Here is a 25,426-nt window from a genome sequence, read left to right on the forward strand (position 1 = left end):
GGCCCGAGGGATGATCCTATCGCGAACCCGTCTGGATGATTCCGCCCTGCTGCTCCTCGGCGACCTCCTGGTACGCCGCGAAGAGCAGCGACTGGTCCGGCGCCTGCAGCACCGACGGCTTTCCGAGGTCGTCGAGGACGATGAAGCGCAGCTGCCCCGCGCGCGCCTTCTTATCGCGCTGCATGGTCGCGTGCAGCTGGTTCCACGCGCCCGCGCGGTACGTGGTCGGCAGGCCGAGCAGCTCGAGGACCCGCCGGTGCCGGTCGACGGCCGCGTCGCCCAGGCGCCCCGCGAGGCGCGAGAGCTCGGCGGCGAACATCATCCCGATCGAGATCGCCGCGCCGTGACGCCACTGGTAGCGCTCCGCGTGCTCGATCGCGTGGCCGAGCGTGTGGCCGTAGTTGAGCGTCTCGCGCAGCCCCGCCTCGCGGAAGTCCTCGCCGACGACGTCCGCCTTCATCTGGATCGCGAGCTCGATGCAGCGCCGGAACTCCGGGCCCGTCACGTCGAGGGCGCGCCCGGGATCCGCCTCGACGATGTCGAGGATCTCGGGGAACCGGATGAAGCCGGCCTTGAGCACCTCGGCGAAGCCCGCCTTGAGCTCGTTCTCGGGCAGCGCCTCGAGGAGCTCGAGGTCGCACAGCACCGCGCGCGGCGCCCAGAACGCCCCGACGAGGTTCTTGCCCTCGGCGGTGTTGATGCCCGTCTTGCCGCCGACGGCCGCGTCGACCATGCCGAGCACCGTCGTCGGCACCTGCACGACCGCGACGCCGCGCAGCCAGGTCGCCGCCGCGAAGCCGGCGAGGTCGGTCGCCGCTCCCCCGCCGAAGCCGACGATCGCGTCGGTGCGGGTGAAGTCGGCCTGCCCGAGGATCCCCCAGAGGAAGGACGCGACCTCGACGCGCTTGGCGCCCTCGGCGTCCGGGATCTCGGCGAGCAGGACCTCGAGGTCGCCCTCGGCGAGCAGCTCGTCGCGGAGCTCGTTCACGATGCGGCCGAGGGTCGGCTGATGCACGATGAGCACCTTGCGCGCCTCGGGCGGGAGCGACGCGCGGAGCAGGCGGCGGGCGCCGTGCCCGATCGTCACGTCGTACCCCGGCGTGCCCTCGACGTGGATGGCCGTGTGCTCGGTCATGATGCCCCTCCTGTGTCCGGCGATGCCGTGCCCGCCAGCCGTGCGGACGCCCATTCGGCGGCGCCCGTCACGACCTCCCGCAGCGGCCCGCGCGACGTGTCGAATGCGATGTCGGCCAGCTCCTCGTAGATCGGCTGGCGCTCGGCGGCGATGCGCTTCCACTCGGCCAGCGGATCCCCGTGGTTCAGCAGCGGGCGCTTCGCGCCCTGGATCCGCGAGGCGACCGTGCGCTCCGAGACCGTGAGGAGCACGACGAGATGGGCGGCGAGATCCGCACGGGTGTCGGGATCCAGAACGGCGCCCCCGCCCAGCGCGACGACCCCGCCGCGGGCGAGAGCGTCGCGCACCGCGGCGCGCTCGATGCGCCGGAACTCGGCCTCGCCGCGCGACGAGAACAGGTCGGCGATGCGCCCGTGCTCCGCGACGATGAGGCTGTCGGTGTCGGTGAACGAGACGGCCAGCCGCTTGGCGACGCGGCGCCCGATGCTGGACTTCCCCGCCCCCATGGGGCCGATGAAGACGACGGAGCGCGGGTCACTCATGCGGGATCGAGTGGGGTGCGCTCCGCAGCGTGTCGGGGATCGCCGCGAGGTACGCCTCGAGGTTGCGACGCGTCTCGGCGATCGAGTCGCCGCCGAACTTCTCGAGGACGACGTCGGCGAGCGTGATCGCGACCATCGCCTCCGCCACGACGCCCGACGCCGGGACCGCGCACACATCGGAGCGCTGGTGGTGCGCGGCTGCGGTCTCGCCCGTGGCGACGTCGATCGTGTCGAGCGCGCGCGGAACGGTCGCGATCGGCTTCATGCCGGCGCGAACGCGCAGCAGGGTGCCGGTCGACATGCCGCCCTCCGTGCCGCCTGCGCGGTCGGATCCCCGCGCGACGCCGTCGTCGGACGGGTACAGCGCGTCGTGCGCGGCCGAGCCGCGGCGCCGCGTCGTCTCGAAGCCGTCGCCGACCTCGACGCCCTTGATGGCCTGGATGCTCATGAGCGCCTGCGCGAGCTTCCCGTCGAGCCGGCGGTCCCAGTGCACGTGCGATCCGAGCCCCGGCGGCAGGCCGTAGGCGAGCACCTCGACGATGCCGCCGAGCGTGTCGCCCGCCTTGCGCGCGTCGTCGACCTCGTCGACCATGCGCGCCGAGGTCTCCGCGTCGAAGCAGCGCAGCGGATCCGCGTCGAGCACGGCAACGTCATCGGGCGTCGGCAGCGGGGCGCCCTCCGGCGCGGCGACGGGGCCGATCGAGAGGGTGTGGCTCACGAGGCGGACGCCGAGCTCGCCGAGGAACTTCCGCGCGACGGCGCCGAGCGCGACGCGCGCGGCGGTCTCGCGGGCGCTCGCGCGCTCGAGCACGGGGCGGGCCTCGTCGAAGTCGTACTTCTGCATGCCCACGAGGTCGGCGTGGCCCGGCCGGGGACGCGTGAGCGGGGCGCCGCGGCCGCGCGACTTCTCGCTCAGCTCGGTCGGCTCGGCGCTCATGACCTCGGTCCACTTCGGCCACTCGGTGTTCCCGATGCGCAGCGCGATCGGGCTGCCCATCGTGAGCCCGTGGCGGATGCCGCCCGAGAGCGTCAGCTCGTCCTGCTCGAACTTCATGCGCGAGCCGCGGCCGTAGCCGAGCTTGCGGCGCTGCAGGTCGTCCTGGATGTCCTGAGGAGAGACGGGAACGCCGGAGGGGAGGCCCTCCATGATGGCGACGAGTTCGGGGCCGTGCGATTCACCGGCCGTCAGCACGCGGAGCATGCCCTCCAGCCTAGGGCCACGCGGCGCGCCCCACGAACCGGGCGTCACGCGGCGACGCGGGTGGGCGCGTCAGATCCGGCCGAGCGCTCCGCGCATCGCGTCGATGACGATCGGCTCGTCCGGGAGGGGCGTCGCGGGATCCCCGTGCGCGAAGATGCGCACCTGCAGCACGGCCTGGTGCAGCAGCATCGGGAGCCCATGGTGGGCCGACCCGCCCCAGACGCCCGCGAGCGCCGATGGCCACGGGCTGTACGCGACGTCGAAGAGCACGCCGCCGCGGGATGCGAGGCGCTCCGCGACGGCCGGATCCAGGGGTGCGCCGCCCGGGAGCGTCGCGATCGTCAGCTCGACGTCGTCTCCCGCCTCGTCGAGCGCGACCGCGCGCGCCGCGATGCCGGCCCGCGTTCCGAGCGCGACGAGCTCCGCCGCGCGCTCGGGACGCCGCGCCGCGATCTCGACCCGGGTCGCGTCGAGTTCGCTCAGCGCGACGAGAGCCGACGTCGCGGTCGCGCCCGCGCCGAGGATCCGCACCGTGCGCGCGCCATCGGCGCCGATCTCGCGCAGCGCCTGGGCGATGCCGCCCACGTCCGTGTTGTAGGCGCGCAGGCCGCCGCCTGAGAACCACAGCGTGTTGGCGACGCCCGTGAGCTCGGCCCGTCGATCGCGCCAGGCGGCTGCGGCGAAGGCGCGCTCCTTCAGCGGATACGTCACGGCGAGCCCGCGCACATCCGCCCGCGCGAGCTGGTCCGCGAACCGGTCCTCCGGCACCTCGCGGCGCGTGAAGGACCAGTCGAGGCCGAGCGCGCGATAGGCGGCCAGGTGCAGGGCGGGCGAACGGCTGTGGCCGATCGGGTCACCCCACACCTCGAGGTGCGCGGCGGGCATCAGCAGCCGGAGTCCGGATTCGCCCGACACCACGCGGTCCACTCGGCGACGTGCGTCTCGTGCTCGGCATAGGTGTCGCTGAAGACCGTCTCGCCCGTGTCGAGGTTCACCGTCACGAAGAACTGCCACGAGCCCTCGGCGGGATGCATCGCCGCGTCGATCGCGAGGTCGCCGGGGTTCGAGATCGGGCCGGCCGGGAGCCCCGCGTGCACGTAGGTGTTCCAGGGGTTGTCGTCGTTCAGCGCCTCCTCGGAGCTCGACGCCTGCCCCTCGTGCATCTCGCCGTAGCCGTACTGCGCCGTCGAGTCCATCTGCAGCAGGCCGCCGGTCTCCGAGATCGACTCGTCGAGGCGGTTCGCGATGACGGCGGACACGCGGTAGAAGTCGTCCTCGTACCGCGCCTCGCGCTGGATGATCGACGCGATCGTGAGGACCCGCTGGGCCTGCGCGTCCGGCACACCGGCCGCGTCGAGCGACTCGCGCGTGCGCTCTACCATCTGCGCGATCGCCGCGCGGGGCGCCGTTCCGGGTTCGAACTGATAGCTCGCGGGGAAGAGCCAGCCCTCGAGGCTGTCGGCGTCGACGCCGTATTCGGAGGGATCCTCCAGCGCGGCGTCGACGAAGGCCTCGTCGACGTCGAGGCCCACCGCGATGCGCGGTGCGATCTGCTCGAGCGTGAAGCCCTCGGGGTACGCGACGGCGTCCTCGAGCTTGCTCTCCGGATCCTCGAGCGCCTCGAGCGCGGCCTTCGCCGTCATCTTCTGCTGGAGCTGGTACGTGCCTGGCATGAACTCGGGGTCGACCTGCGCGGCGACGAGCATGTCGTAGAAGACCGACTCCGTGAGGGTGACGTCGGCCTCGTGCAGCGCCTGCGAGACCTCCCAGCCCGTGTCACCCGCCGTGATCGTGATGGTGGCCTCGCCCGTCGCGAGGCCAGCCTCGTAGTCGGTCGGCGTCGGCTCGATGCCGAAGAGGCTGATGCCGAAGCGATCGGCGAGATCCTGCCCATATGTGTTCACGGCCCAGACCCCGGCGCCGACGATGCCGCCTACGATCACGAGCACGATGATGAGGGCGGCCAGGCAGCCGCCGCCCCGACGCTTCCGCTTCTTCGGCGCGTGGTGGTCGTCGTCGTGATGCCCCTCGAGGAGGTCGTGCAGCGTGGCGTCCGTGGACGCGGCGGACGCGGGCGCGGCACCGAGGGAATCGCCGCGGGTCGGCGCGCCGCGACGCTCGTCGCGCGCCGATGCCGTCGGCGACGCGCCCACCGGATCCGCCTGCGCGGCGGGGGCGCTCGGCGCGGCGCCGTCGCGCGGGACGTCGGCGCCGCCCGCGATCGCCTCGTCATGCCCCCGCGCCTCGGCGCCACCGCGCTCCGGGGAGCTCTGCGTCTCCGCGGGCGCCGCGCTCGGCGCCTCCTGCTGCGCCTCAGCGGTCGCCTGTCGCGCACGCAGATCGCGCATCTCGCGCCGCGTCAGCGGCCTGCCCTGGGGGGAATCGGGCTGGGTCATATCGGTCCGTTCACTCCTCGGCGCGCACGAGCACCTCACCCGGTGCCCGGCCGGTGCGCTTCTCGGTGTCGATGGCGTGCTGCAGGAAGACGACCGCCGCGACCTGGTCGACGATACCGCGGGACTTCTTCTGCGAGCGGCCGGACTGGCGGAGAGCCGTGTGCGCGCTCACCGTGCTCAGCCGCTCGTCGACGAGGCGCACCTGAACGGCGGGGAGGGCGTCGCGCAGCAGCGCGGCGAACTCCCGCGCATCTGCCGTCGACGGCGTGTCCTCGCCGCGCATGTTGAGCGGGAGGCCGACGACGATCTCGATCGGCCCGTGCTCGGCCGCGATCTCCACGAGACGCGCGATCGACCGTTCGTCACGCGGCACGGTCTCGACCGGTACCGCGAGCATCCCGTCAGGGTCGCAGCGCGCCACGCCGACGCGCGCCTTCCCGACGTCGACTCCCAGCCGCACGCCTCGACGGAACCCGGTCATCGTGAAGGCAGCGCCTCCACCGCCGCGCGGACGGCATCGAGCGCCGCCGGGATCGCCGACGCATCGGAACCGCCGCCCTGCGCGAGATCGGGCTTGCCGCCGCCCCCACCGCCGAGCGCCTGGGAGGCGACCTTGACGAGGTCGCCCGCCCTCGCGCCCTGCTCGCGGGCGCGATCGGTCGTCCCGATCACGACGACAGGTCGATCCTTCGCCACGCCTGCGAGGGCGACGATCGCCGGCTCACCGGCGAGGCGCTCGCGCACCTGGGTGACGAGAGCGCGCACGTCGTCGGCGGATCCGACCTCGCCGACGTTCTCGGCGACGAGGACGACGCGTCCCGCCGGTGCGGCGCTCGCGGCGATCTCAGGTACGCGCAGCTGCAGCTGCTGCGCCTCGAACTGCGCGATGCGCTTCTCCGCCTGCTTGAGGTTCGCCGACAGCTCGGCGATCCGGTCCGCCAGCTTGTCGCGCGGTGTCCTGAGCGCGCTCGTGAGCTCGCTCACCAGGGCGCGTTCGGCGGTCAGCTCGCGGAGGGCGTCCTGTCCGACGAGCGCCTCGACCCGGCGGTTCGAGGCGCCGACCGACGACTCGCCCGTGAGCGAGATGAGGCCGATCTCGGCCGACGAGCGCACGTGGGTGCCGCCGCAGAGCTCGCGCGACCACGGTCCGCCGATGTCGACCATGCGCACGCGATCGCCGTACTTCTCACCGAACAGCGCCGTCGCGCCGGCCGCCTTCGCATCGTCGAGGCTGGTCACCCGCGTCGTCACCTCGAGGTTGTCGTGCACGGCGCGGTTCGCGATCTCCTCGATCTCGGTCCTCGTCTCCGCGGACAGCGCCTGGCCCCAGGCGAAGTCGAAGCGGAGATAGCCCGCGCGGTTGAGGGATCCGGCCTGTCGGGCGCCGGTGCCGAGGGTGTCGCGGAGGGCCGCGTGCACGAGGTGCGTCGCCGAGTGCGCCTGCTGCGCGCGACGGCGGTTCGCCTCGTCGACGACCGTCGTCGCCGGGTCGCCCACGCCGACCTCCCCCGAGGTCACGAGCACCGTGTGGCTGACGAGGCCAGGGACCGGGCGCTGCACGTCGATGACGTCGAGCTCGAAGCCGCTGCCGACGATCGTGCCCTTGTCGGCGACCTGGCCGCCGGACTCGGCGTAGAGCGCCGTCTCCGCGAGGATCACCTCCGCGGTCTGGCCGGTCAGGGCGCGATCCGCGGGGGCGCCGTCCACGAGCAGGCCGAGGACCCGCGTCTCCGTGACGAGGTCGTCGTAGCCCGTGAAGGCCGTCTCGCCCTGCGCCCGGAACTCGCGGTACACCCCGACATCGGCGATCGCCCGCTTGCGCGATCGCGCGTCCTCCTTCGCCCGCTCGCGCTGTGCGCGCATCAGCGCGTCGAAGGCATCGCGGTCGACGCCGATCCCCGCCTCGTCGGCGATCTCGAGCGTCAGGTCGATCGGGAAGCCGTACGTGTCGTGCAGGAGGAACGCCTTGTCACCGTCGAGCGCGGCGCGCCCCTCCTTCTTCGCCGCGTCCACTGCGGTGTCGAGGATCGTGGATCCCGCGCTCAGCGTGCGCAGGAACGTCTCCTCCTCCGCGAAGGCGTAGTCGGAGATGCGCGTCCAGTCCGTCTCGAGCTCGGGGTACGTGGCCTTCATCGCGTCGCGCGATGCCGCGAACAGCTCGGGGAACGTCGCCTCGCCGACGCCCAGCAGGCGCATCGAGCGCACCGTGCGGCGCATGAGGCGGCGCAGGATGTAGCCGCGCCCCTCGTTCGACGGCGTCACGCCGTCGCTCAGGAGCATGAGCGAGCTGCGCACGTGGTCGGCGATGACGCGGAAGCGCACGTCGTCGCCGTGGTCGGCGCCGTAGCGGCGCCCGCTCAGCTCGCTTGCGCGGTCGAGCACGGGACGGACCTGATCCGTCTCATACATGTTCTCGACGCCCTGCTTCAGGAACGCGACGCGCTCGAGACCCATGCCCGTGTCGATGTTCTTCTGCGGCAGGTCGCCGACGATGTCGAACTCGGTCTTGCTGCGCACGTTGTCGATCGCGTACTGCATGAACACGAGGTTCCAGATCTCGAGGAACCGGTCATCGTCCACGGCGGGGCCGCCGTCGCGCCCGTATGCGGGGCCGCGATCGAAGTAGATCTCCGAGCAGGGGCCCGCGGGGCCCGGCTGCCCCGTCGTCCAGTAGTTGTCCTCGCGGCCCATGCGCTGGATGCGGCCCGCGGGGACGCCGGCGACCTTCCGCCACAGCTGCTCGGCCTCGTCGTCGTCCTCGTAGACCGTGACCCAGAGGTCCTTCTCGTCGAAGCCGAGGCCGCCGTCGGACTCGCTCGACGTGAGCAGCTCCCACGCGTACGAGATGGCGCCTTCCTTGAAGTAGTCGCCGAACGACCAGTTGCCCATCATCTGGAAGAAGGTGCCGTGGCGCGCCGTCCGGCCGACCTCCTCGATGTCGTTCGTCCGGATGCACTTCTGGATGTCGGCGGCGCTCGCGTACGGCGCGGGCACGACGCCCGTGAGATACGGGATGAACGGCACCATCCCGGCGATCGTGAACATGATCGACGGGTCGTCGCTGACGAGCGACGCCGACGGCACGATCGTGTGATCCTTCGAACGGAAGAAGTCGAGGTAGCGGGTGGCGATCTCCGCGGTCTTCATGTGAGGGAGTGTGTCCTTGGCAGTAGCGTGCGGAGGCGCCCCGCCATGCGCGGCGCCTGTCGAGGTGTGCGGCGTGAGGGCCGTCAGCCCGCGTTCTCGCGGGCGACCTCGGCGTGATAGGCCTCGGTCAGGGTGTCCGTGAAGCCGCTGATGCGTGCGTCGATCGAGGCGAGCAGCTCATTGCCGCGGGGATCCTTGGTCATGAAGTGCGCGGCCACGAAGCCGCCCACGATGCCGAGCAGGAACCACAGCACGTTCTTCATGTCATCTCCACGGTGTCGCTCATCGTCACGGGCGGTCGTTCCATCCTAGGCGCTTCCGGATCCGGATACGCGAAGGGCGCCGCGGACCGAAGTCCGCGGCGCCCCGTGTCGCTGAGGGATCAGCGAGCGGCGTAGTACTCGACCACGAGCTGGACCTCGCACTGCACGGGCACCTCGGCGCGCTTGGGGCGCGCGACGAGCTTGGCCTGCAGCTTGTCGAGGGAGACCTCGAGGTAGCCCGGGACGGGGGGCAGCACGTCGGCGTGCCCACCGGCGGCGGCGACCTGGAAGGGCTCGAGGCCCTCGCTCTTGGCCTTGACCTCGATCGTCTGGCCCGGCTTCACGCGGAACGACGGGCGGTCGACGATCTTGCCGTCGACGAGGATGTGGCGGTGCACGACGAACTGGCGCGACTGTGCCGTCGTCCGGGCGAAGCCCGCGCGCAGCACGAGCGCGTCGAGGCGCATCTCGAGCAGCTCGACGAGGTTCTCACCCGTCAGGCCGTCGGTGCGGTTGGCCTCGTTGAACGCGATGCGCAGCTGCTTCTCGCGGATGCCGTACTGCTCGCGCAGACGCTGCTTCTCGCGCAGACGGACGGCGTAGTCGCTGTCCTGCTTGCGCTTGGTGCGGCCGTGCTGGCCGGGGCCGTACGGGCGCTTCTCGAGGTAGCGCGCGGCCTTCGGCGTCAGCGCGATGCCGAGAGCGCGGGACAGGCGGACCTTGCGGCGGTCCTGTGCCTTGGTGACCATGGTGTCCTTTCACGTGCCGCGATGACGCGGCTTCACGGGCGTACATTCCGCCTTCTTCCCGTTCGCGGGCGTACGCCGAACTGCCCGCGGGAATCGTGAAGGGGATGTGCTCGGACTTCGAGCCGGTCAATCTTAGCAGACGGCGCCCGCGCGGCCTCTCAGCCCTCGAGGATCCGGCGGATCCTCTCGAGTCGCTCGCTGACCTCGCGCTCTCCGCCGTGCGTCGTCGGCTCGTAGTAGCGCACGCCGCGCAGCTCATCCGGCAGGTGCTGCTGTGCGAGGACGCCGCGGGGGTCGTCGTGCGGGAACCGATAGCCCCTGCCGTGGCCGAGGCGCTTCGCCCCGGCGTAGTGCGCGTCGCGCAGGTGCAGCGGCACCGGGCCCATACGGCCGGCCCGCACGTCGGCCAGCGCCCCGTCGATCGCGTTGATCACCGCGCCCGACTTGGGGGCGGTCGCGAGGTAGATCGTCGCCTCGGCGAGCGGGATCCGCGCCTCCGGCATCCCGATCAGCTGCACCGTTTCGGCCGCCGCGACCGCGATCTGCAGCGCGCGCGGATCCGCCATGCCGATGTCCTCCGCCGCGTGCACCATGAGCCGCCTCGCGATGAATCGCGGGTCCTCCCCCGCCTCGATCATGCGGGCGAGGTAGTGGATCGCGGCATCGGGGTCGGATCCGCGGATCGACTTGATGAAGGCGCTGATCACGTCGTAGTGCTCATCGCCCTGGCGGTCGTAGCGCAGGAGGGCGCGGTCCACGGCCTGCGAGACGCGATCCGGCGTCACGACGGGCGTCTCGTCGGCGTCGCGCTCCGAGACCGCCACCCCCGCCGCCGCCTCGAGCGCGGTGAGCGCGCGACGCGCATCCCCCGAGGAGAGGGCGATGATCGCCTCTCGCGCCTCCGGTTCGACCGCGACCGCGCCGTCGAGTCCGCGCGCATCCGAGACCGCCCTGTCGACGAGCAGGCCGAGGTCGTCGTCCGTGAGCGGCTTCAGCGTGAGCAGCAGCGACCGCGACAGGAGGGGCGAGATCACCGAGAACGACGGATTCTCCGTCGTCGCCGCGATGAGGATGACCCAGCCGTTCTCCACCCCGGGCAGCAGCGCGTCCTGCTGTGCCTTGGTGAACCGGTGGATCTCGTCGAGGAACAGGATCGTCGACTGCCCATAGAGGTCGCGCTGATCGAGCGCCTGCTTCATCACCTCGCGCACGTCCTTGACGCCGGCCGTGATGGCGGAGAGCTCGACGAATCGGCGCCCGGACGAGCGAGCGATCGCCTGGGCCAGCGTCGTCTTCCCCGTGCCGGGAGGACCCCACAGGATCACCGAGACCGTGCCCGGCTTCGTGGCGTCGGGGTCCGCGAGCGCCACGATGGGCGAGCCCGCGCCGAGCAGGTGCCGTTGGCCGGCGACCTCGTCGAGCGAGTTCGGCCGCATCCGCACCGCCAGCGGCGTCTGCCCCTGGAAGAGAGCGCCGGAGGAAGTCATCGCCTCCACGGTAGGCCATGCCGCGCCGGTTCCCGGCTGGCGGTGCCCGTCCGCCTCGCGTAGGCTCTCCGGCGTTCCGCAGAGAATTCGCCCCTCGAGGAGGCACGGTGGCAACCGCCAAGCAGCGTCGCGAACGCGCCGAGCGCGATCGCGCCAGGACCTACGAGGCGCGGGTGCGCTTCCAGGAGTCGCGGATCGCCCGCCGTCGACGCGACAACATCGTCGCGTGCGCGGCCGCCGGGCTCATCGTGCTCCTCGCGGTCGGCGGCCAGACGGCGTTCTACACGATCGGCCCCGGCGCCGAGGCGGCGGTCGTCGAGCAGGAGTGACTGCCCGCGCCGCCCGAGATGCCATAGGCTGGGCGCGTCCCTTTCCCCTTCCCGCGGACACCCGCGCTGAGGAGCCTCCCGTGTCGACCCCCGACCACACCCCCGAGACCGACGAGACCGCCGCACCGAAGCCCGGCCCCGTCCCCAGTCCCGCCGCCTTCGCGAAGCGTCCGAAGCCGGTCGCTCCCGCGGTCGATGCCGCCCCGGCCGTCGTCCCGGCGACCGCCCCCGCGACGCCCGGCGCCGCAGAATGGGGTCGCGTCGACGAGAACGGCGTCGTCTCCGTCCGCGAGGGCGACGAGTGGCGCGTCGTCGGCGAGTACCCCGATGGAACGCACGACGAGGCCCTGCAGTACTACGTCCGCAAGTTCGACGATCTCGCGTTCAAGGTGCAGACCATCGAGCAGCGACACCAGGCCGGAGGCGCCGCGGCGTCGGACCTGCGCAGGCAGGCGACGCAGCTCAAGGGCGACGTCGTCGGGGCCGCCGCGGTCGGGGACCTCGCGGCCCTCGAGAGCCGCCTCACGACCATGATCGACGAGCTGGCGGAGGCGAGCGCCCAGGAGGCGGCCGCCCAGCGCGAGGCCGTCGATGCCGCGATCGCCGAGCGCACCGCGATCGTCGAGAAGGTCGAGCAGCTCGCGGCGCGCGACCCGCAGCAGGTCCAGTGGAAGCAGGCGACCGCCGAGCTGAACGACCTCTTCGCCGAGTGGCAGACGCATCAGAAGACCGGCCCTCGGATCCCCCGCGGCACCGCGCAGGGCCTCTGGAAGCGCTTCCGCGACGCCCGCTCGAAGGTCGAGCGCGCCCGCCGCGCATTCTTCTCCGAGCTCGACGATGTGCACAAGGCGGCCAAGTCGCAGAAGACGCGCATCATCGAGCGTGCGGAGGCCCTCGCCTCGCAGGGCGAGGACGGGATCCCCGCCTACCGCGCCCTGCTCGACGAGTGGAAGGACGCGGGCCGCGCCGGCCGCAAGGCCGACGACGCGCTCTGGGCGCGCTTCAAGGCCGCCGGCGACCTGCTGTACCACGCGCGCGCCGAGCGCAGCGCCGAGGAGGTCGCCGAGTCCGCGCCGCGCATCGAGGAGCGCGAGGCGCTCCTCGAGGAGGCGAAGGAGGTCGCCGACATCGCCGATCTCAAGAAGGCGCGCCAGGTCCTCACCGGCATCCAGCGCCGCTGGGACGAGGTCGGCCGCATCTTCCCGCGCGAGGTCGAGCGCGACCTCGACGGCCGCATGCGCCGGATCGAGCAGGCACTGAAGGACCGCGAGGACGTCGACTGGAAGCGCAACAATCCCGAGACGAAGGCGCGCGCCAACGACATGGGCTCGCAGCTGCGCGAGTCGATCGAGGGCTTCGAGAAGGACCTCGAGGCCGCGAAGGCCGCCGGCGACGAGCGCGCCGCGCGCGAGGCACAGGAGGCCATCGACGCCCGCACGGCGTGGCTGCGCGCCATCGACGGCTGAGTTATCCACAGGCGTTCCCGAAGGGGGCCGTGCCGCGCGATACTCGCGGCATGGCCCCTTCCGCGTTCCTCAGCCCCGATCCCCTCTCCGTGGCCGAGCTGTCAGCCGCGCGGCTCGACGGCGACCTCGCGCGCGTCTCGCGCACGGGCTACGCGCCGTCGCTTCTGCCGCCGAGCGCGACGGTCCGCGCCGGCGCCGCCCGCGATGTGCTCGCCGACGGTCTCGTCGCGGTCGGGGTGACCGCGGCGTGGGTCCACGGCGCGCTGGCGCACGAGCCGGATCCCCACGAGGTCCAGCGCCTCGCGGGCACCCCCGTGAGGCGCCACTGGCGCGCCGGCGTCATCTCGCACGCCTGGCCCATGCCGCCCGGCGATGTCGAGACCATCGCCGGAGCGCACATCACCACGATCGAGCGCACCTGCTACGACGTGTCCCGCGCCGCCTTCACGGGCGGCGGCCGGCCCGATCAGCTCGAGGCCATCCGCTGGTTCGTCGCGCGCACCGACCTGCACCCGCGGATCCTCGCCTGGCTCAGGCGCGGGCGTCGCCTGCGGTACACCGCGCGCACGGCGCGCCTGCTCGAGACGGGTCAGGACGAGGTGACGCGGTACACGTCGTAGACGCCCTCGATGCGGCGCACGGCGTTCAGCACGCGGTCGAGGTGCACCGTGTCGCCCATCTCGAACACGTATCTGCTCAGGGCGAGCTGGTTGCGCGTGGTCTGAACGGAGGCCGAGAGGATGTTCACGTGGTGCTCCGACAGGATCCGCGTGATGTCGCTGAGCAGCCCGCCACGGTCGAGCGCTTCGACCTGGATGTGCACGAGGAACACGGCCTTCGTCGACGGCGCCCACTGCACCTCGATCATGCGCTCCGGATCCTTTTGGAGCGAGGCGACGTTCGCGCAGTCGGCGCGGTGCACGCTCACACCGCTGCCCCGCGTGACGAATCCGACGATCTCGTCGCCCGGCACCGGCGTGCAGCACTTCGCGAGCTTCACGAGGATGTCGGGGGCGCCGCGCACGAGGACGCCGGAGTCGCCCACGCGCGGGCGCTGGCTCGCCGTCGGCGGCAGGTCCACGGGGCCGGTCGCGGCGTCGGCGTCGCTCAGCGCGGCCTGCACCTTCTCGAGCACCGACTGCGCCGACACATGCCCCTCGCCGACCGCGGCGTACAGCGCGGAGACGTCGTGGTAGTGCATGTTCGCGACGAGCTCGGGGAGCGCGTCCTTGAGGCGGGCGAACGAGACGTTGTGGCGGCGCATCGCGCGGGCGATGTCCTCCTTGCCCTGCTCGATGGCCTCGTCGCGGCGCTCCTTCGTGAACCACGAGCGGATCTTGTTGCGGGCGCGGGTGCTCTTGACGAAGGTGAGCCAGTCGCGGCTCGGCCCGGCGTCGGGGTTCTTCGACGTGAACACCTCGACGACATCGCCCGAGTGCAGCTCTGTCTCGAGGGGCACGAGGCGTCCGTTGACCTTGGCGCCCATCGTGCGGAAGCCGATCTCGGTGTGCACGGCGAAGGCGAAGTCGACGGGCGTCGCGCCGGTCGGGAGCCCGATCACGCGCCCCTTCGGCGTGAAGACGTAGACCTCCTTCGCGCCGATCTCGAAGCGCAGAGAATCGAGGAACTCCCCCGGATCCTTCGTCTCGGCCTGCCAGTCGCTCAGGCGCGCGATCCACGCCATGTCCTGGCTGGAGGCGCGCTCGTCGGGCCGGCCGCCCGTCGCCGTCATGCGCTCCTTGTACATCCAGTGCGCGGCGACGCCGTACTCGGCCTGCTGGTGCATCTCCTGCGTGCGGATCTGGATCTCGACGGTGCGGCCGCCCGGCCCGATCACCGTCGTGTGCAGCGAGCGATAGAGGTTGAACTTGGGCGTCGCGATGTAGTCCTTGAAGCGCCCCGGCAGCGGCGTCCAGCGTGCGTGGATGGCGCCGAGGACCGCGTAGCAGTCGCGCACCGTCGGGACGATGACGCGGATCCCGATGAGATCGTAGATGTCGTCGAACTCGCGGCCGCGCACGACCATCTTCTGGTACACCGAGTACAGCTGCTTCGGACGCCCCGACACCGATCCGCGCACACGGAGATCGCCGAGGTCGCGGTTGACCTCGCCGATGACCTTCTGCACGTACTGCTCGCGCTGCGGCGTGCGCTGTTTCACGAGGCTGTCGATCTCGTTGTAGATCTTCGGGTACAGCACGGCGAACGACAGATCCTCGAGCTCGCTCTTGATCGCCGCGATGCCGAGGCGATGCGCGAGCGGCGCGTAGATCTCGAGGGTCTCCGTCGCCTTCTTCTTCGCCTTCTCCGGCGGGACGAAGCCCCACGTGCGTGCGTTGTGCAGGCGGTCGGCGAGCTTGATGACGAGCACGCGGACGTCCTTCGACATCGCCACGATCATCTTGCGCACCGTCTCGGCCTGCGCGCTCTCGCCGTATTTGACCTTGTCGAGCTTCGTCACGCCGTCGACGAGCAGGGCGACCTCGTCGCCGAACTCGGCCGTGAGGTCGTCGAGCGGGTAGCCCGTGTCCTCGACGGTGTCGTGCAGGAGCGCGGCGGCGATCGCCTTGGGCCCGAGGCCGAGCTCCGCGAGGATCTGTGCGACCGCGAGCGGATGCGTGATGTACGGCTCGCCGCTCTGGCGCTTCTGCCCCGCGTGCTTCTCCTCCGCGACGCGGTAGGCCTTCTCGATGATGCTGAGGTCGACGCGCGGATGGTTCGCCCTGACCGACTCCGTCAGACGGCGGACGGACTCGTTCGGCTTCGCGCGGGTGAAGATGCGCGGCACGAGCCAGCGGAGGCTCGGGCCCGAGGGAGGAGACGACACGGGGTCAGCCATCGTGTCTCGCCCCGCCGGCGTCCGAACGAGCCCTCATGCACTCATCTTAGGCGTCGTCCGAGCCGGCCTCAGCACGCTGCTCGCGAACGCGGGCGTCGCGCTGAGCGATCGCGGGCTCGCGCTCGCGCAGCAGCGAATACAACGGCGCCGCGACGAACAGGGTCGAGTAGGTCGCGACGATGATGCCGACGAAGATCGACAGCGAGATGTCGCTGAGCGTCTCCGCGCCCATCCCGAACACGCCGATGAAGAGGATCGCCGCCACCGGCAGCGCGGCGACCACCGAGGTGTTGATCGAACGCACGAGCGTCTGGTTGACCGCGAGGTTCACCGCTTCGCCGAAGGTGCGATCCCCCTGCTCCTCCTGCGTGTTCTCTCGGATCTTGTCGAACACGACCGTGGTGTCGTACAGCGAGTACGCGAGGATCGTCAGGAACCCGATGACGGCGGACGGCGAGATCTGGAAGCCCGCGAGCGAGTAGATCCCGATCGTCACGACGAGCACGTCGACGAGGCCGACGATGGCGGCGACCGACATCTTCCAGGTACGGAAGTAGATCGCGAGGATCAGGAACGTCAGGGCGAGGAAGATCGCGAGGCCCCACAGCGACTGCTTGGTGACCTCGGCGCCCCACGACGGGCCGATGAACGAATCCGTCACCTCGTCGACGGACACGCCATAGGCCTCGGCGAGGGCCGCCGCGAGGTCGCGGGTCTCGTCGTTCGAGAGCGTCGACGTCTGCACGCGGACATCGCTGCCGCCGACGATCGTCACGGTCGCCTCCGCGTCCGGCACGAGATCGCCCACGGTGTCGGTCGCGACAGCCTGGTCGGTCGTCGACGGGTTCGAGATCGTGAACTGCGATCCGCCCGTGAATTCGATCGACGGCTCGATTCCGCGCACGAACGGCGCGAGGGCCGAGATCACGACGAGCGCGATCGCGATGAGGAACCACGTCCTGCGCCGTTCCACGAACGGAACGGACGTCTTGCCGGTGTAGAGGTCGTTGCCGAGCTCGTTCATGGTGCGCATCAGGCGTCGCCCTCCCCGCTCGTGTGGCCGGTATCGCCCGTGCCCGTCTTCTCGGCCGCGAGCTTGCGCTCGGCGATCGTCTGGCGGCGCTCCGCCTCGTTCCGAGACCGCCGGTTGCGCGGCCCGACTCCGACGGGTTCGCGGAAGCGCGCGCGGCCGCGATAGACGGCGCCGAGCGCCTGCGGGTCGAGCCCCGAGAGCTTGTGCCCGCCTCCGAAGAAGCCCGTGCGGACGAGCAGCTGCATCACCGGGTGGGTGAAGATCACGAAGATCAGGATGTCGAGAAGCGTCGTGAGGCCGAGAGTGAAGGCGAAGCCCTTCACCGTCGCGTCGGCGAGGATGTACAGCACGACCGCCGCGAGCACGTTGATCGACTTCGAGATGAAGATCGTGCGGCGCGCGCGCGCCCAGCCGTCCTCGACGGCGGCGGTTGCGCTCTTGCCGTCGCGCAGCTCGTCGCGGATGCGCTCGAAGTACACGATGAACGAGTCCGCGGTGAAGCCGATCGTCACGATCAGGCCCGCGACGCCCGCGAGCGACAGGCGATAGTCGATGCGCCACGACAGCAGGCAGAGCATCACGAATGTGAGCACCGCCATGACGGCGAGCGAGGCGATGATCACGAATCCGAGCGCGCGGTAGCTGACGAGCAGCACCCAGAGCGCCACGAGCGCGAGGCCGATGAGGCCGGCGACGAGGCCGATCATCAGCTGCTGTGAGCCGAGCGTCGCCGAGATCGTGTCGCTCGAGACGACCTCGAAGCTCATCGGCAGCGCGCCGAATCGCAGCTGATCGGCGAGCGTCTTGGCGCTGTCCTCCGTGATGCCGGGGCCGGAGATCTGCGGCTGGCCGTTCGTGATGATGCCGTCCATCGACGGTGCGGAGATCACGGCGCCGTCGAGCACGAACGCGAATCGGTTCTGCGGATCCTGCATGTTGAAGAGGCGCTGGCTGACGTCTCCGAAGATCTCGGCGCCCTGGCCGTCGAAGTCGATCGTCACGAGCCACTGGCCGTTGGTCTGGCTGATGCCGGCCTGCGCGTCGTCGATCGCGGATCCGTCGAGCTCGACAGGACCGAGGATGTACTTCTCCGTGCCGGCGGCGTCGCAGGTGATGAGCGGCTCGTCGGCCGGCGCGTGCGCCGGGTCGTTCGACTCGGCCGTGCAGTCGTATGCGAGCATCTCGGCCCACAGCGCGTCTGTGACCCAGGCGAGATCGCTCGCGTTCGTCGGCTCGGCCGTCGGCTCCGCGTTGAGCGACGGATCGGGCGTCGGGTACGGCGTCGATTCGCCGTCCTCGCCGACGAAGGAGGTCGCGGGGTTCGCGGAGTAGAGCAGGGGGCGCAGCTGCATCTGCGCGCTCGCCTGGATGCGCTCGCGCGTCTCGTCATCGGCGTTGCCGGGGATCTGCACGACGATGTCGTCGGATCCCTGCGTCGTGATCGTCGCCTCGGAGACGCCGGACGCGTCGACGCGCTGTCGGATGATCTCGACCGCCTGCGCCATCTGCTCCGACGTCGGCGTCACGCCGCCGGTGTCGGCCTCCATGATGATCTGCGTGCCGCCCTGCAGGTCGAGCGCGAGCTCTGGCACCCAGGTGCCCTGCTTGAACACGTGCACGCCGAGCGCGTTCGCGCCGAAGAGCACGAGCGTGATCGCGAGCAGGCCGATGAGTGCGCGCCATGCTCGGCGCGTCGGAGGGGCAGTCGCCACGACGGGATCCCTTACGTGAGTCGCTGTCGATGTGTCACACGGTGGCCGCGGGTGCGGCGCGCCGGTCAGTCCTTCTTGGTGTCGTCGTCGGCGTCTGCGCCGACCTCGTCGGCGCGCTCGCTCTCCACGGCGTCGTCGCTGTCCACGTCCTCGCCATCGGCCGACTCGAGCGCCTCTTCCTCGACCCCGTCGCCCTCGACGGTCTCGTCTTCGAGCTCCTCGTCGTCGGCCGCGTACGCGTCGGCGTCGACGGTCACCGTCTGCGCGTGCACCTCGACCTCGACGCCCGGGGCGATCTCGACGACGGCGTGTCGCGTGAGGTCGTCGGCGTCGAACTCGACGAGCGTGCCGTACAGCCCGGCGCGCGTCATGATGCGCGTGCCGGGCACCAGCTCGCGCTGGCGCTTCTGCTCCTCGGCCTGCATCTTCTTGCGGCGGCGGCTCGAGCTCCAGAACATGAAGACGAGCAGGGCGCCGGCGACGACGAGCAGGATGATGTCCATAGAAGAGCTGAGGCCTTTCGAGGTGGGGGTGCGTGCTCGATGCGGCGGCGCCTGCGCGGCGCCGCTGTCTGCGGCACTGCGCCGAGAGGCCCCGGCGCATCCCGTCGATTATAGGGCATGGGGTGATGCGGACAGCCCGCTCACACGCCCTCCGGAACGGGCAGATCGAGGTGCTCGTAGGCGTCGGGCGTCGCGACACGCCCGCGCGGCGTGCGCCCCATGAGGCCGATGCGCACGAGGTAGGGCTCGACGACGCTCTCGACCGTGTCCGCCTCCTCGCCGACCGCGACCGCGAGCGTCGACAGACCCACGGGACCGCCGCGAAATCGCCGCACGAGGACGTCGAGGACGGCGCGGTCGAGGCGGTCGAGGCCGATCGCGTCGACGTCGTAGAGGTCGAGGGCGGCGCGCACGGCCTCGAGCGAGACGGCGCCGCCTCCCCCGTGCACGAGGTTCCAGTCGCGCACGCGGCGCAGGAGGCGGTTCGCGATGCGGGGCGTGCCGCGGGAGCGGCGGGCGATCTCGGCCCGCTGATCCGCGCCGAGCACGACGCCGAGGACCGCTGCCGAGCGGTCGACGACCGCCTCGAGCTCGTCGGTCTCGTAGAACTCGAGGTGCGCCGTGAAGCCGAACCGATCGCGCAGGGGGTTCGGCAGCAGGCCCGAGCGGGTCGTCGCCCCGACGAGCGTGAAGGGCGCGAGGTCGAGCGGGATGCTCGTCGCGCCGGCGCCCTTGCCGACCATGATGTCGATGCGGAAGTCCTCCATCGCGAGGTAGAGCATCTCCTCCGCCGAGCGCGCCATGCGATGGATCTCGTCGATGAAGAGCACCTCCCCCGGCGTGAGGCTCGACAGCACGGCGGCGAGGTCGCCCGCGTGCTGGATCGCCGGCCCGCTCGACATCCGCAGGGGCCGAGACGACTCGTGCGCGACGATCATCGCGAGGGTCGTCTTGCCGAGCCCCGGCGGGCCGGCGAGCAGGATGTGGTCGGCCGGGCGCGACTGCATGCCCGCCGCGTCGAGCAGCAGCTGCAGCTGGCCGCGCACCTTGTGCTGACCGATGAACTCGCCGAGGCTCCGGGGGCGCAGCGCCCCTTCGACGGCCAGCTCCGACTCATCCTGGGGCTCCGGCGAGACGATGTCGTCAGCCACGCGCACTTCCCGCCTTCGCCGGGCCGAGCGCCGCGAGCGTGAGCCGCAGCAGCGCCTGGACCGAGGAGCGATCCGCGTCGGACGCCTCGTCCGCGACCTGGCGCACGGCGTCGGCCGCCGTGCGCTCGGGCCATCCGAGGCCGATGATGGCCTGCACGACCTGGTCGGCGATCCCGACGGGAGCGGACGCGGCCGACGGCGCGGCGGGCGCCTGCAGCTTGCCCTGCAGCTGCACGGCGATGAGCTTGGCCGTCTTCGGTCCGATGCCGGAGACCTTCCGGAACGGCGCCGCGTTCTCATCGGCGACCGCCTCGGCGATCTGGTCGATCGTCATGCCCGAGAGCACCCCGAGGGCCGATTTCGGCCCGACACCGCTCACGCCGAGGAGGATGCCGAAGACCTCGAGCTCGTCGCGAGACGCGAAGCCGAACAGGCTCAGCGCGTCCTCTCGGACGACGAGGTGGGTGTGCAGGAAGAGCTCCTGCCCGAGGTGCGCCGTGCGGGCGACGTCCGGCGGGACGGCGACCGAGTAGCCGACCCCCGACACCTCCAGGACGACGCCGTCGGTTCCGGCGTGGAGGACGCTGCCGCGCAGGGACGAGATCATCCCCCCACCCTAGCGAGGTGTTCGGAGATATGTTCGAGTGACACGCGACCGCTTCTCGGCATCTGCCCACGCGCGCTGGGCGGGCGTCTGGCTCGCCGAGGATCCCGGCGCCGCCGCGCCGCCCGAGCGCCACGCGTGGCACAGCGCGATCGCGAGGGCGTCGGCGGCATCGGCCGGCGTCGGCGGCGCGGCGAGGCGGAGCACGCGCTGTACCATGTGCTGCACCTGCGATTTGTCGGCGGATCCGTAGCCCGTGATCGCCGCCTTGACCTCGCTCGGCGTGTGCGTCGCCGTCGGCAGCCCACGCTCGGCCGCGAGCATCAGCGCCACCCCGGACGCCTGCGCCGTGCCCATCACGGACGCGACATTGTGCTGGGCGAACACGCGCTCGACGGCGACGACGTCGGGGGCGTGCGCGTCGAGCACCTCGCGGATCCCCCGCGCGATCATCGCGAGCCGCTCCCCCGGATCCCCGTCCGCGGGCGACCTCACGACGCCGACGTGCACGAGGGCGGCGGTGCGATCGGGCGCGACATCGACGACCCCGACCCCGCACCGGGTCAGCCCCGGATCGATCCCGAGAACGCGCACTGTACTCACCCCCTCAGCGTACGACGAGCACCCCCGGTTCCTCCTTCGGAACGCGAGGTGACAGGCAGAGCGGAGCGGTCAGGCGATCACGCCGCGCAGCGCAGCACCCGACGAGAACTACTCCTCGTCGTCCGCCAGCTCCGCCTGCACGTCGTCACTCAGGTCGAGGTTGGAGAAGACGTTCTGGACGTCGTCGCTGTCCTCGAGGGCGTCGATGAGCTTGAGCACCTTGCGCGCCGTCTCGGCGTCGAGCGGGACCTTCACGTTCGCGACGAACTCGGCGTCGGCCGAGTTGTAGTCGATGCCCGCGTCGACGAGGGCGGTGCGGACGGCGACCATGTCGGTCGCCTCGGTCACGACCTCGAACCCGTCGGGGTGCGGCTCGATCTCCTGCGCGCCCGCCTCGAGGGCGGCCATCATGACGTCGTCCTCGGTCGTGCCCTCGGCGGAGACGACGATGACGCCCTTGCGTTCGAAGTTGAACGAGACGCTGCCGGGGTCGGCCATGTTGCCGCCGTTGCGCGTGACGATCGTGCGGACCTCGGCCGCGGCGCGGTTCTTGTTGTCGGTGAGGCACTCGATGAGGAGCGCCGTGCCGCCCTGGCCGTACGCCTCGTACATGATCGTCGTGTACTCGACGGCCTCGCCGCCGATGCCGGCGCCGCGCTTGATCGCGCGCTCGATGTTGTCCTTGGGGACGGATGTCTTCTTTGCCTTGAGGACGGCGTCGTACAGGGTCGGGTTGCCCGACTCGTCGGGGCCACCCAGTCGCGCCGCGACCTCGATGTTCTTGATCAGCTTGGCCCACGACTTCGCGCGCTTCGCGTCGATCGCGGCCTTCTTGTGCTTGGTCGTGGCCCACTTGGAGTGACCGGACATATGACTCCTCGCAAAACGTCTGCGTCTGTTCTCTCCCGCGCACCGCGGATCGCGGGTGCACAGGCCTCGGGCCATCCTACGCGGATGGGCGCGCTCCCCCGCGACGCCGGTCAGGCGGAGACGTGCACGGGCGTGCCCGCGGGGAGCTCCGCGAGGCGGTCGATCGCCTCGGCCGGGAGGCGGATGCACCCGTTGGAGATCGCTCCGGAGCGCGCGTCGTGATAGTGGAACGCCGTCACGGCGACGGGCTGGCCGCCGAATCCGGCGAGCGTGGGCGACTGCACCGAGAGGTACACCATCTCGTGGCCGCGCGTGTACTCGAACGACACCTGCTCCGTCAGCATGATGAACGAGCGACCGAGCGGCGTCGGCGTCGCCTCGGTGCCGAAGCCGAAGTCCGTCGCGATCGTCTCGCGCGTCTCGTCGTCGCCGTCCGCCGCGACGATGTCGATCGTGCGCGCGGCCAGGTCGACCTCGATGCGCGTGTCGTTGGGCGCGATGCCGATGTCGGCCGTGCGGACCCATCCGGTCAGCTGGCTCGGGTCTCCGTCTCCGGCGACGGCCTGGCGCCCGACGAGGAGGACCTTCGCCCAGTGCTCGTGCTCCTCCACGATCGGCACCGCCGTCCCGCCGTAGCGCTGCTCGGGCAGCAGCCAGGCGACGGGTTCCTCGGTCGGGTCGGCGAAGACGGGCGCGCCCTCGCCGCGCGGCGCCGCCGTCAGGCCGAGCGTGGGGTCATCGGGCGCGTCGTCGACGGGGAGCTCGGGGATGACGGCGTGCACGTCGACGGTCGGCAGCCCGTCAGCGGAGTACTCGGCCTCGTTCGCGGGCGGCCCCGTCGGGGTGGGGCTCGGCGTCGGCGTGGGCGTCGCGCTGACCGTCGGCGTCGGCGTCGGCGTCGGCTCGGCGAGCGTCTCGCCGCGGGGCCACACCAGCGCGGCGATCACGACGCCCAGAACGACGACGGCGGCCGCCGCGCCCGCGATCCATGCCCATCCTCTGGTCATATCCCCATGGTGGCATGATCGAGGGATGCAGATCCTGTCGATCCAGTCCGCTGTCGCGTACGGTCACGCGGGCAACTCCGCCGCCGTCTTCCCGATGCAGCGCATCGGCGTCGAGGTGCTGCCCGTGTACACCGTGAACTTCTCGAACCACACGGGCTACGGCGCGTGGCGCGGGCCCGTGATGGATCCCTCGGACGTCGCCGCGGTCATCGAGGGCGTCTCCGAGCGCGGCGCGTTCGCGTCGCTCGACGCCGTGCTGAGTGGGTATCAGGGATCCGAGGGCATCGCGGACGTCATCATCGATGCCGTCGCGCGGGTCAAGCAGGCGAATCCCGGCGCGCTGTACGCGTGCGATCCCGTCATGGGCAACGCGAAGTCGGGATGCTTCGTCGCGCCCGCGATCCCGGATCTGCTGCGCGACAAGGTCGTGCCGGTCGCGGACATCATCACGCCGAACCAGTTCGAGCTCGGCTTCCTGACGGGCACGACGCCCGACACGATCGAGTCCACGCTCGCGTCGGCTGATGCGGCGCGCGAGATGGGGCCGTCGACGGTTCTCGTGACGAGCGTCGAGCGCCCCGACCGCGAGGACGGCACGATCGAGATGATGGCGGTCGACGACGCGGGCGCGTGGGTCGTCCAGACCCCGCATCTGCCGATGAAGGCGAACGGATCCGGCGACGTCACCGCCGCGCTGTTCACGAGCCACTACGCCCGCACGCGCGACGCGGCGGACGCACTCGCCCGGACCGCGTCGAGCGTGTTCGGGCTCCTCGAGCAGACCCACGCCGCCGGCACGAAGGAGCTGCAGCTCGTCGAGGCGCAGGAGCACTACGCGAACCCGCGTATGGAGTTCGCCCCGCGCCGGGTGCGCTGAGAGGTCAGCCCGCCGCGCGCACCACGGCGAGGAATCGCTCGTGGAAGCGCGTCTCCCCCGTCTGCTCGGGGTGGAACGCCGTCGCGAGGATCGCGCCCTGTTCGGCCGCGACGGCGCGCCCGTCGGCGACGCGAGCGAGCACCGTCACGGCCGGTCCCGTCTCCTCGATCGCGGGCGCGCGGATGAACGCCGCACGCACGGGCGGGTCCCCGAGCGCCGACACGGCGAGCTCGGTCTCGAACGACTCGCTCTGTCGGCCGAACGCGTTGCGGCGCACGGTCGCGTCGAGGCCGCCGAACGTCTGCTGCCCCGTGATCCCGTCGACGATGCGGTCGGCGAGGAGGATCATCCCCGCGCAGGTGCCGTAGACGGGCAGCCCCTCGCGGATCCGTGCGACGAGCGGCTCGCGCACGTCGAAGGCGCGCGCGAGCTTGTCGATCGTCGACGACTCTCCGCCCGGGAGGACGAGCCCGTCGATCTCGCGGAGCTCCTCGGCGCGCCGCACGCGGGAGGTGCGGGCGCCGAGCGCGGCGAGGACCGCCTCGTGCTCGCGCACATCGCCCTGGAGGGCGAGGATCCCGACGCGCGGCGTCAGCTCACCAGCCACGCTCGGCGAGGCGGTGCGGGGCGGGCACGTCGGAGACGTTGATGCCGACCATCGCCTCGCCGAGGCCACGGGAGACGTCCGCGACGACGGCGGGGTCGTCGTGGAAGGTCGTCGCCTTCACGATGGCCTTCGCGCTACCCGCCGGATCCCCCGACTTGAAGATGCCCGAGCCGACGAACACGCCGTCCGCGCCGAGCTGCATCATCATCGCCGCGTCGGCGGGCGTCGCGACGCCGCCCGCCGTGAACAGCACGACGGGCAGCTCGCCCGTGCGGGCGATCTCGGCGACGAGCTCGTAGGGCGCCTGCAGCTCCTTCGCCGCGACGTACAGCTCGTCGGCGCTCTTGCCCGCGAGCGCGCGGATCTCGCCCGTGATCTGGCGGATGTGGCGCGTCGCCTCGGACACGTCACCCGTACCGGCCTCGCCCTTCGAGCGGATCATCGCCGCGCCCTCGGTGATGCGTCGGAGCGCCTCGCCGAGGTTCGTCGCACCGCACACGAACGGCACCGTGAAGGGCCACTTGTCGATGTGGTTGACGTAGTCGGCCGGCGAGAGCACCTCGGACTCGTCGATGTAGTCGACGCCGAGCTCCTGCAGGATCTGCGCCTCGACGAAGTGACCGATGCGCGCCTTCGCCATCACGGGGATCGACACGGACGCGATGATGTCGTCGATGAGATCCGGGTCGCTCATGCGGGCGACGCCGCCCTGCGCGCGGATGTCGGCGGGCACTCGCTCGAGCGCCATGACCGCGACGGCGCCCGCATCTTCGGCGATCTTCGCCTGATCGGCCGTGACGACGTCCATGATGACGCCGCCCTTGAGCATCTCCGCCAGGCCGCGCTTGACGCGACCCGTTCCCGTCTCGTTCTGCGTGTCCGCTGCCATGATCTCCTCGTCCCGC

Annotated in this window: 25 protein-coding genes; 4 read left to right on the plus strand and 21 right to left on the minus strand. The window is 71.4% G+C overall.

The genetic code is table 11. From position 1 onward, the window contains the following. Nucleotides 1-16: 16 nt before the first annotated feature. From aroB to GB932_RS16795, 10 genes are all read right to left on the minus strand, one after another. Nucleotides 17-1,135, minus strand: a complete 1,119-nt coding sequence (aroB, locus tag GB932_RS16750) for a 3-dehydroquinate synthase (RefSeq protein WP_156761855.1) — start codon at nt 1,133-1,135, stop codon at nt 17-19. Then, nucleotides 1,132-1,677: a shikimate kinase gene (locus GB932_RS16755; protein ID WP_156761856.1), complete on the minus strand. Its 546-nt coding sequence runs from the start codon at nt 1,675-1,677 to the stop codon at nt 1,132-1,134. Before GB932_RS16755 ends, aroB begins: the two co-directional genes overlap by 4 nt. Next, nucleotides 1,670-2,878: a chorismate synthase gene (aroC, locus tag GB932_RS16760; protein ID WP_156761857.1), complete on the minus strand. Its 1,209-nt coding sequence runs from the start codon at nt 2,876-2,878 to the stop codon at nt 1,670-1,672. The genes GB932_RS16755 and aroC overlap by 8 nt, the downstream gene beginning before the upstream one ends. 69 nt (nt 2,879-2,947) lie before the next feature. Next, entirely contained in the window at nt 2,948-3,793 is an 846-nt protein-coding gene (locus GB932_RS16765) for a shikimate dehydrogenase (protein WP_231916270.1), read from the minus strand. After that, nucleotides 3,763-5,274 (minus strand): endolytic transglycosylase MltG, encoded by a 1,512-nt coding sequence (mltG, locus tag GB932_RS16770; RefSeq protein ID WP_156761858.1) that lies wholly within the window; start codon nt 5,272-5,274, stop codon nt 3,763-3,765. Before mltG ends, GB932_RS16765 begins: the two co-directional genes overlap by 31 nt. A 10-nt stretch (nt 5,275-5,284) precedes the next feature. Then, nucleotides 5,285-5,755: a Holliday junction resolvase RuvX gene (gene ruvX / locus GB932_RS16775; protein WP_156761859.1), complete on the minus strand. Its 471-nt coding sequence runs from the start codon at nt 5,753-5,755 to the stop codon at nt 5,285-5,287. Beyond that, nucleotides 5,752-8,421 (minus strand): alanine--tRNA ligase, encoded by a 2,670-nt coding sequence (gene alaS, locus GB932_RS16780; protein ID WP_156761860.1) that lies wholly within the window; start codon nt 8,419-8,421, stop codon nt 5,752-5,754. Before alaS ends, ruvX begins: the two co-directional genes overlap by 4 nt. Nucleotides 8,422-8,504: 83 nt before the next feature. After that, a complete protein-coding gene (locus GB932_RS16785) occupies nt 8,505-8,684 on the minus strand; it encodes a hypothetical protein (RefSeq protein WP_156761861.1) in 180 nt (59 codons plus the stop codon). A 119-nt stretch (nt 8,685-8,803) separates the two neighbouring features. After that, the gene (rpsD, locus tag GB932_RS16790; RefSeq protein ID WP_156761862.1) at nt 8,804-9,433 is read right to left on the minus strand and encodes a 30S ribosomal protein S4; all 630 of its coding nucleotides are present in this window, start codon (nt 9,431-9,433) and stop codon (nt 8,804-8,806) included. A 158-nt stretch (nt 9,434-9,591) separates the two neighbouring features. After that, complete coding sequence (locus GB932_RS16795; protein ID WP_156761863.1) at nt 9,592-10,920, minus strand: replication-associated recombination protein A; 1,329 nt, start codon at nt 10,918-10,920, stop codon at nt 9,592-9,594. 107 nt (nt 10,921-11,027) lie between these two features. On the opposite strand from GB932_RS16795, the gene GB932_RS19540 reads away from it, so the two are divergent. From GB932_RS19540 to GB932_RS16805, 3 genes are all read left to right on the plus strand, one after another. Next, a complete protein-coding gene (locus GB932_RS19540) occupies nt 11,028-11,249 on the plus strand; it encodes a hypothetical protein (RefSeq protein WP_231916271.1) in 222 nt (73 codons plus the stop codon). Nucleotides 11,250-11,329: 80 nt separating this feature from the next. Beyond that, complete coding sequence (locus GB932_RS16800) at nt 11,330-12,715, plus strand: DUF349 domain-containing protein (protein WP_231916272.1); 1,386 nt, start codon at nt 11,330-11,332, stop codon at nt 12,713-12,715. Nucleotides 12,716-12,765: 50 nt separating this feature from the next. Continuing rightward, nucleotides 12,766-13,335 (plus strand): type IV toxin-antitoxin system AbiEi family antitoxin, encoded by a 570-nt coding sequence (locus tag GB932_RS16805; protein ID WP_156761865.1) that lies wholly within the window; start codon nt 12,766-12,768, stop codon nt 13,333-13,335. Here GB932_RS16805 and GB932_RS16810 read toward each other — a convergent pair. The 9 genes from GB932_RS16810 to GB932_RS16850 form a co-directional block, all read right to left on the minus strand. Then, nucleotides 13,305-15,554, minus strand: coding sequence for a RelA/SpoT family protein (locus GB932_RS16810; RefSeq protein WP_156761866.1), 2,250 nt, complete (start codon nt 15,552-15,554; stop codon nt 13,305-13,307). The genes GB932_RS16805 and GB932_RS16810 overlap by 31 nt on opposite strands. A 46-nt stretch (nt 15,555-15,600) precedes the next feature. Continuing rightward, nucleotides 15,601-16,587 (minus strand): protein translocase subunit SecF, encoded by a 987-nt coding sequence (secF, locus tag GB932_RS16815; protein ID WP_156761867.1) that lies wholly within the window; start codon nt 16,585-16,587, stop codon nt 15,601-15,603. Continuing rightward, nucleotides 16,587-18,299, minus strand: coding sequence for a protein translocase subunit SecD (secD, locus tag GB932_RS16820; RefSeq protein ID WP_156761868.1), 1,713 nt, complete (start codon nt 18,297-18,299; stop codon nt 16,587-16,589). Before secD ends, secF begins: the two co-directional genes overlap by 1 nt. A gap of 65 nt (nt 18,300-18,364) precedes the next feature. Beyond that, nucleotides 18,365-18,802 (minus strand): preprotein translocase subunit YajC, encoded by a 438-nt coding sequence (locus tag GB932_RS16825; RefSeq protein WP_156761869.1) that lies wholly within the window; start codon nt 18,800-18,802, stop codon nt 18,365-18,367. 140 nt (nt 18,803-18,942) lie between these two features. Then, complete coding sequence (gene ruvB, locus GB932_RS16830) at nt 18,943-19,953, minus strand: Holliday junction branch migration DNA helicase RuvB (protein ID WP_156761870.1); 1,011 nt, start codon at nt 19,951-19,953, stop codon at nt 18,943-18,945. Continuing rightward, nucleotides 19,946-20,560: a Holliday junction branch migration protein RuvA gene (ruvA, locus tag GB932_RS16835; RefSeq protein WP_156761871.1), complete on the minus strand. Its 615-nt coding sequence runs from the start codon at nt 20,558-20,560 to the stop codon at nt 19,946-19,948. Before ruvA ends, ruvB begins: the two co-directional genes overlap by 8 nt. Nucleotides 20,561-20,569: 9 nt before the next feature. Then, complete coding sequence (ruvC, locus tag GB932_RS16840; RefSeq protein ID WP_231916273.1) at nt 20,570-21,160, minus strand: crossover junction endodeoxyribonuclease RuvC; 591 nt, start codon at nt 21,158-21,160, stop codon at nt 20,570-20,572. A 108-nt stretch (nt 21,161-21,268) separates the two neighbouring features. Beyond that, a complete protein-coding gene (locus GB932_RS16845; RefSeq protein ID WP_156761872.1) occupies nt 21,269-22,030 on the minus strand; it encodes a YebC/PmpR family DNA-binding transcriptional regulator in 762 nt (253 codons plus the stop codon). Nucleotides 22,031-22,140: 110 nt separating this feature from the next. Beyond that, nucleotides 22,141-23,037 (minus strand): L,D-transpeptidase family protein, encoded by an 897-nt coding sequence (locus GB932_RS16850; RefSeq protein ID WP_156761873.1) that lies wholly within the window; start codon nt 23,035-23,037, stop codon nt 22,141-22,143. A 25-nt stretch (nt 23,038-23,062) separates the two neighbouring features. Here GB932_RS16850 and pdxY point away from each other — a divergent pair, with 25 nt between their 5' ends. Further along, the gene (pdxY, locus tag GB932_RS16855) at nt 23,063-23,914 is read left to right on the plus strand and encodes a pyridoxal kinase PdxY (RefSeq protein WP_156761874.1); all 852 of its coding nucleotides are present in this window, start codon (nt 23,063-23,065) and stop codon (nt 23,912-23,914) included. Between the two features lie 4 nt (nt 23,915-23,918). Here the strand turns inward: pdxY and pdxT are convergent, their stop codons facing one another. Both pdxT and pdxS read right to left on the minus strand, forming a co-directional pair. After that, a complete protein-coding gene (gene pdxT / locus GB932_RS16860; RefSeq protein WP_231916274.1) occupies nt 23,919-24,521 on the minus strand; it encodes a pyridoxal 5'-phosphate synthase glutaminase subunit PdxT in 603 nt (200 codons plus the stop codon). Next, nucleotides 24,511-25,410 carry a pyridoxal 5'-phosphate synthase lyase subunit PdxS gene (gene pdxS, locus GB932_RS16865; protein ID WP_156761875.1) on the minus strand — a complete coding sequence of 300 codons (900 nt, stop codon included), beginning with the start codon at nt 25,408-25,410 and terminating at the stop codon, nt 24,511-24,513. The genes pdxT and pdxS overlap by 11 nt, the downstream gene beginning before the upstream one ends. Nucleotides 25,411-25,426 lie beyond the last annotated feature (16 nt).

The sequence above is a fragment of the Microbacterium karelineae genome (assembly GCF_009745985.1).
Lineage (GTDB): Bacteria > Actinomycetota > Actinomycetes > Actinomycetales > Microbacteriaceae > Microbacterium > Microbacterium karelineae.

Coding starts and splice junctions, on each gene's coding strand:
- aroB (WP_156761855.1), bottom strand. CDS start 1,135: ATGACCGAGCACACGGCCATCCACGTCGAGGGCACGCCGGGGTACGAC.
- GB932_RS16755 (WP_156761856.1), bottom strand. CDS start 1,677: ATGAGTGACCCGCGCTCCGTCGTCTTCATCGGCCCCATGGGGGCGGGG.
- aroC (WP_156761857.1), bottom strand. CDS start 2,878: ATGCTCCGCGTGCTGACGGCCGGTGAATCGCACGGCCCCGAACTCGTC.
- mltG (WP_156761858.1), bottom strand. CDS start 5,274: ATGACCCAGCCCGATTCCCCCCAGGGCAGGCCGCTGACGCGGCGCGAG.
- ruvX (WP_156761859.1), bottom strand. CDS start 5,755: ATGACCGGGTTCCGTCGAGGCGTGCGGCTGGGAGTCGACGTCGGGAAG.
- alaS (WP_156761860.1), bottom strand. CDS start 8,421: ATGAAGACCGCGGAGATCGCCACCCGCTACCTCGACTTCTTCCGTTCG.
- GB932_RS16785 (WP_156761861.1), bottom strand. CDS start 8,684: ATGAAGAACGTGCTGTGGTTCCTGCTCGGCATCGTGGGCGGCTTCGTG.
- rpsD (WP_156761862.1), bottom strand. CDS start 9,433: ATGGTCACCAAGGCACAGGACCGCCGCAAGGTCCGCCTGTCCCGCGCT.
- GB932_RS16795 (WP_156761863.1), bottom strand. CDS start 10,920: ATGACTTCCTCCGGCGCTCTCTTCCAGGGGCAGACGCCGCTGGCGGTG.
- GB932_RS16805 (WP_156761865.1), top strand. CDS start 12,766: ATGGCCCCTTCCGCGTTCCTCAGCCCCGATCCCCTCTCCGTGGCCGAG.
- GB932_RS16810 (WP_156761866.1), bottom strand. CDS start 15,554: ATGGCTGACCCCGTGTCGTCTCCTCCCTCGGGCCCGAGCCTCCGCTGG.
- secF (WP_156761867.1), bottom strand. CDS start 16,587: ATGCGCACCATGAACGAGCTCGGCAACGACCTCTACACCGGCAAGACG.
- GB932_RS16825 (WP_156761869.1), bottom strand. CDS start 18,802: ATGGACATCATCCTGCTCGTCGTCGCCGGCGCCCTGCTCGTCTTCATG.
- ruvA (WP_156761871.1), bottom strand. CDS start 20,560: ATGATCTCGTCCCTGCGCGGCAGCGTCCTCCACGCCGGAACCGACGGC.
- GB932_RS16845 (WP_156761872.1), bottom strand. CDS start 22,030: ATGTCCGGTCACTCCAAGTGGGCCACGACCAAGCACAAGAAGGCCGCG.
- GB932_RS16850 (WP_156761873.1), bottom strand. CDS start 23,037: ATGACCAGAGGATGGGCATGGATCGCGGGCGCGGCGGCCGCCGTCGTC.
- pdxY (WP_156761874.1), top strand. CDS start 23,063: ATGCAGATCCTGTCGATCCAGTCCGCTGTCGCGTACGGTCACGCGGGC.
- pdxS (WP_156761875.1), bottom strand. CDS start 25,410: ATGGCAGCGGACACGCAGAACGAGACGGGAACGGGTCGCGTCAAGCGC.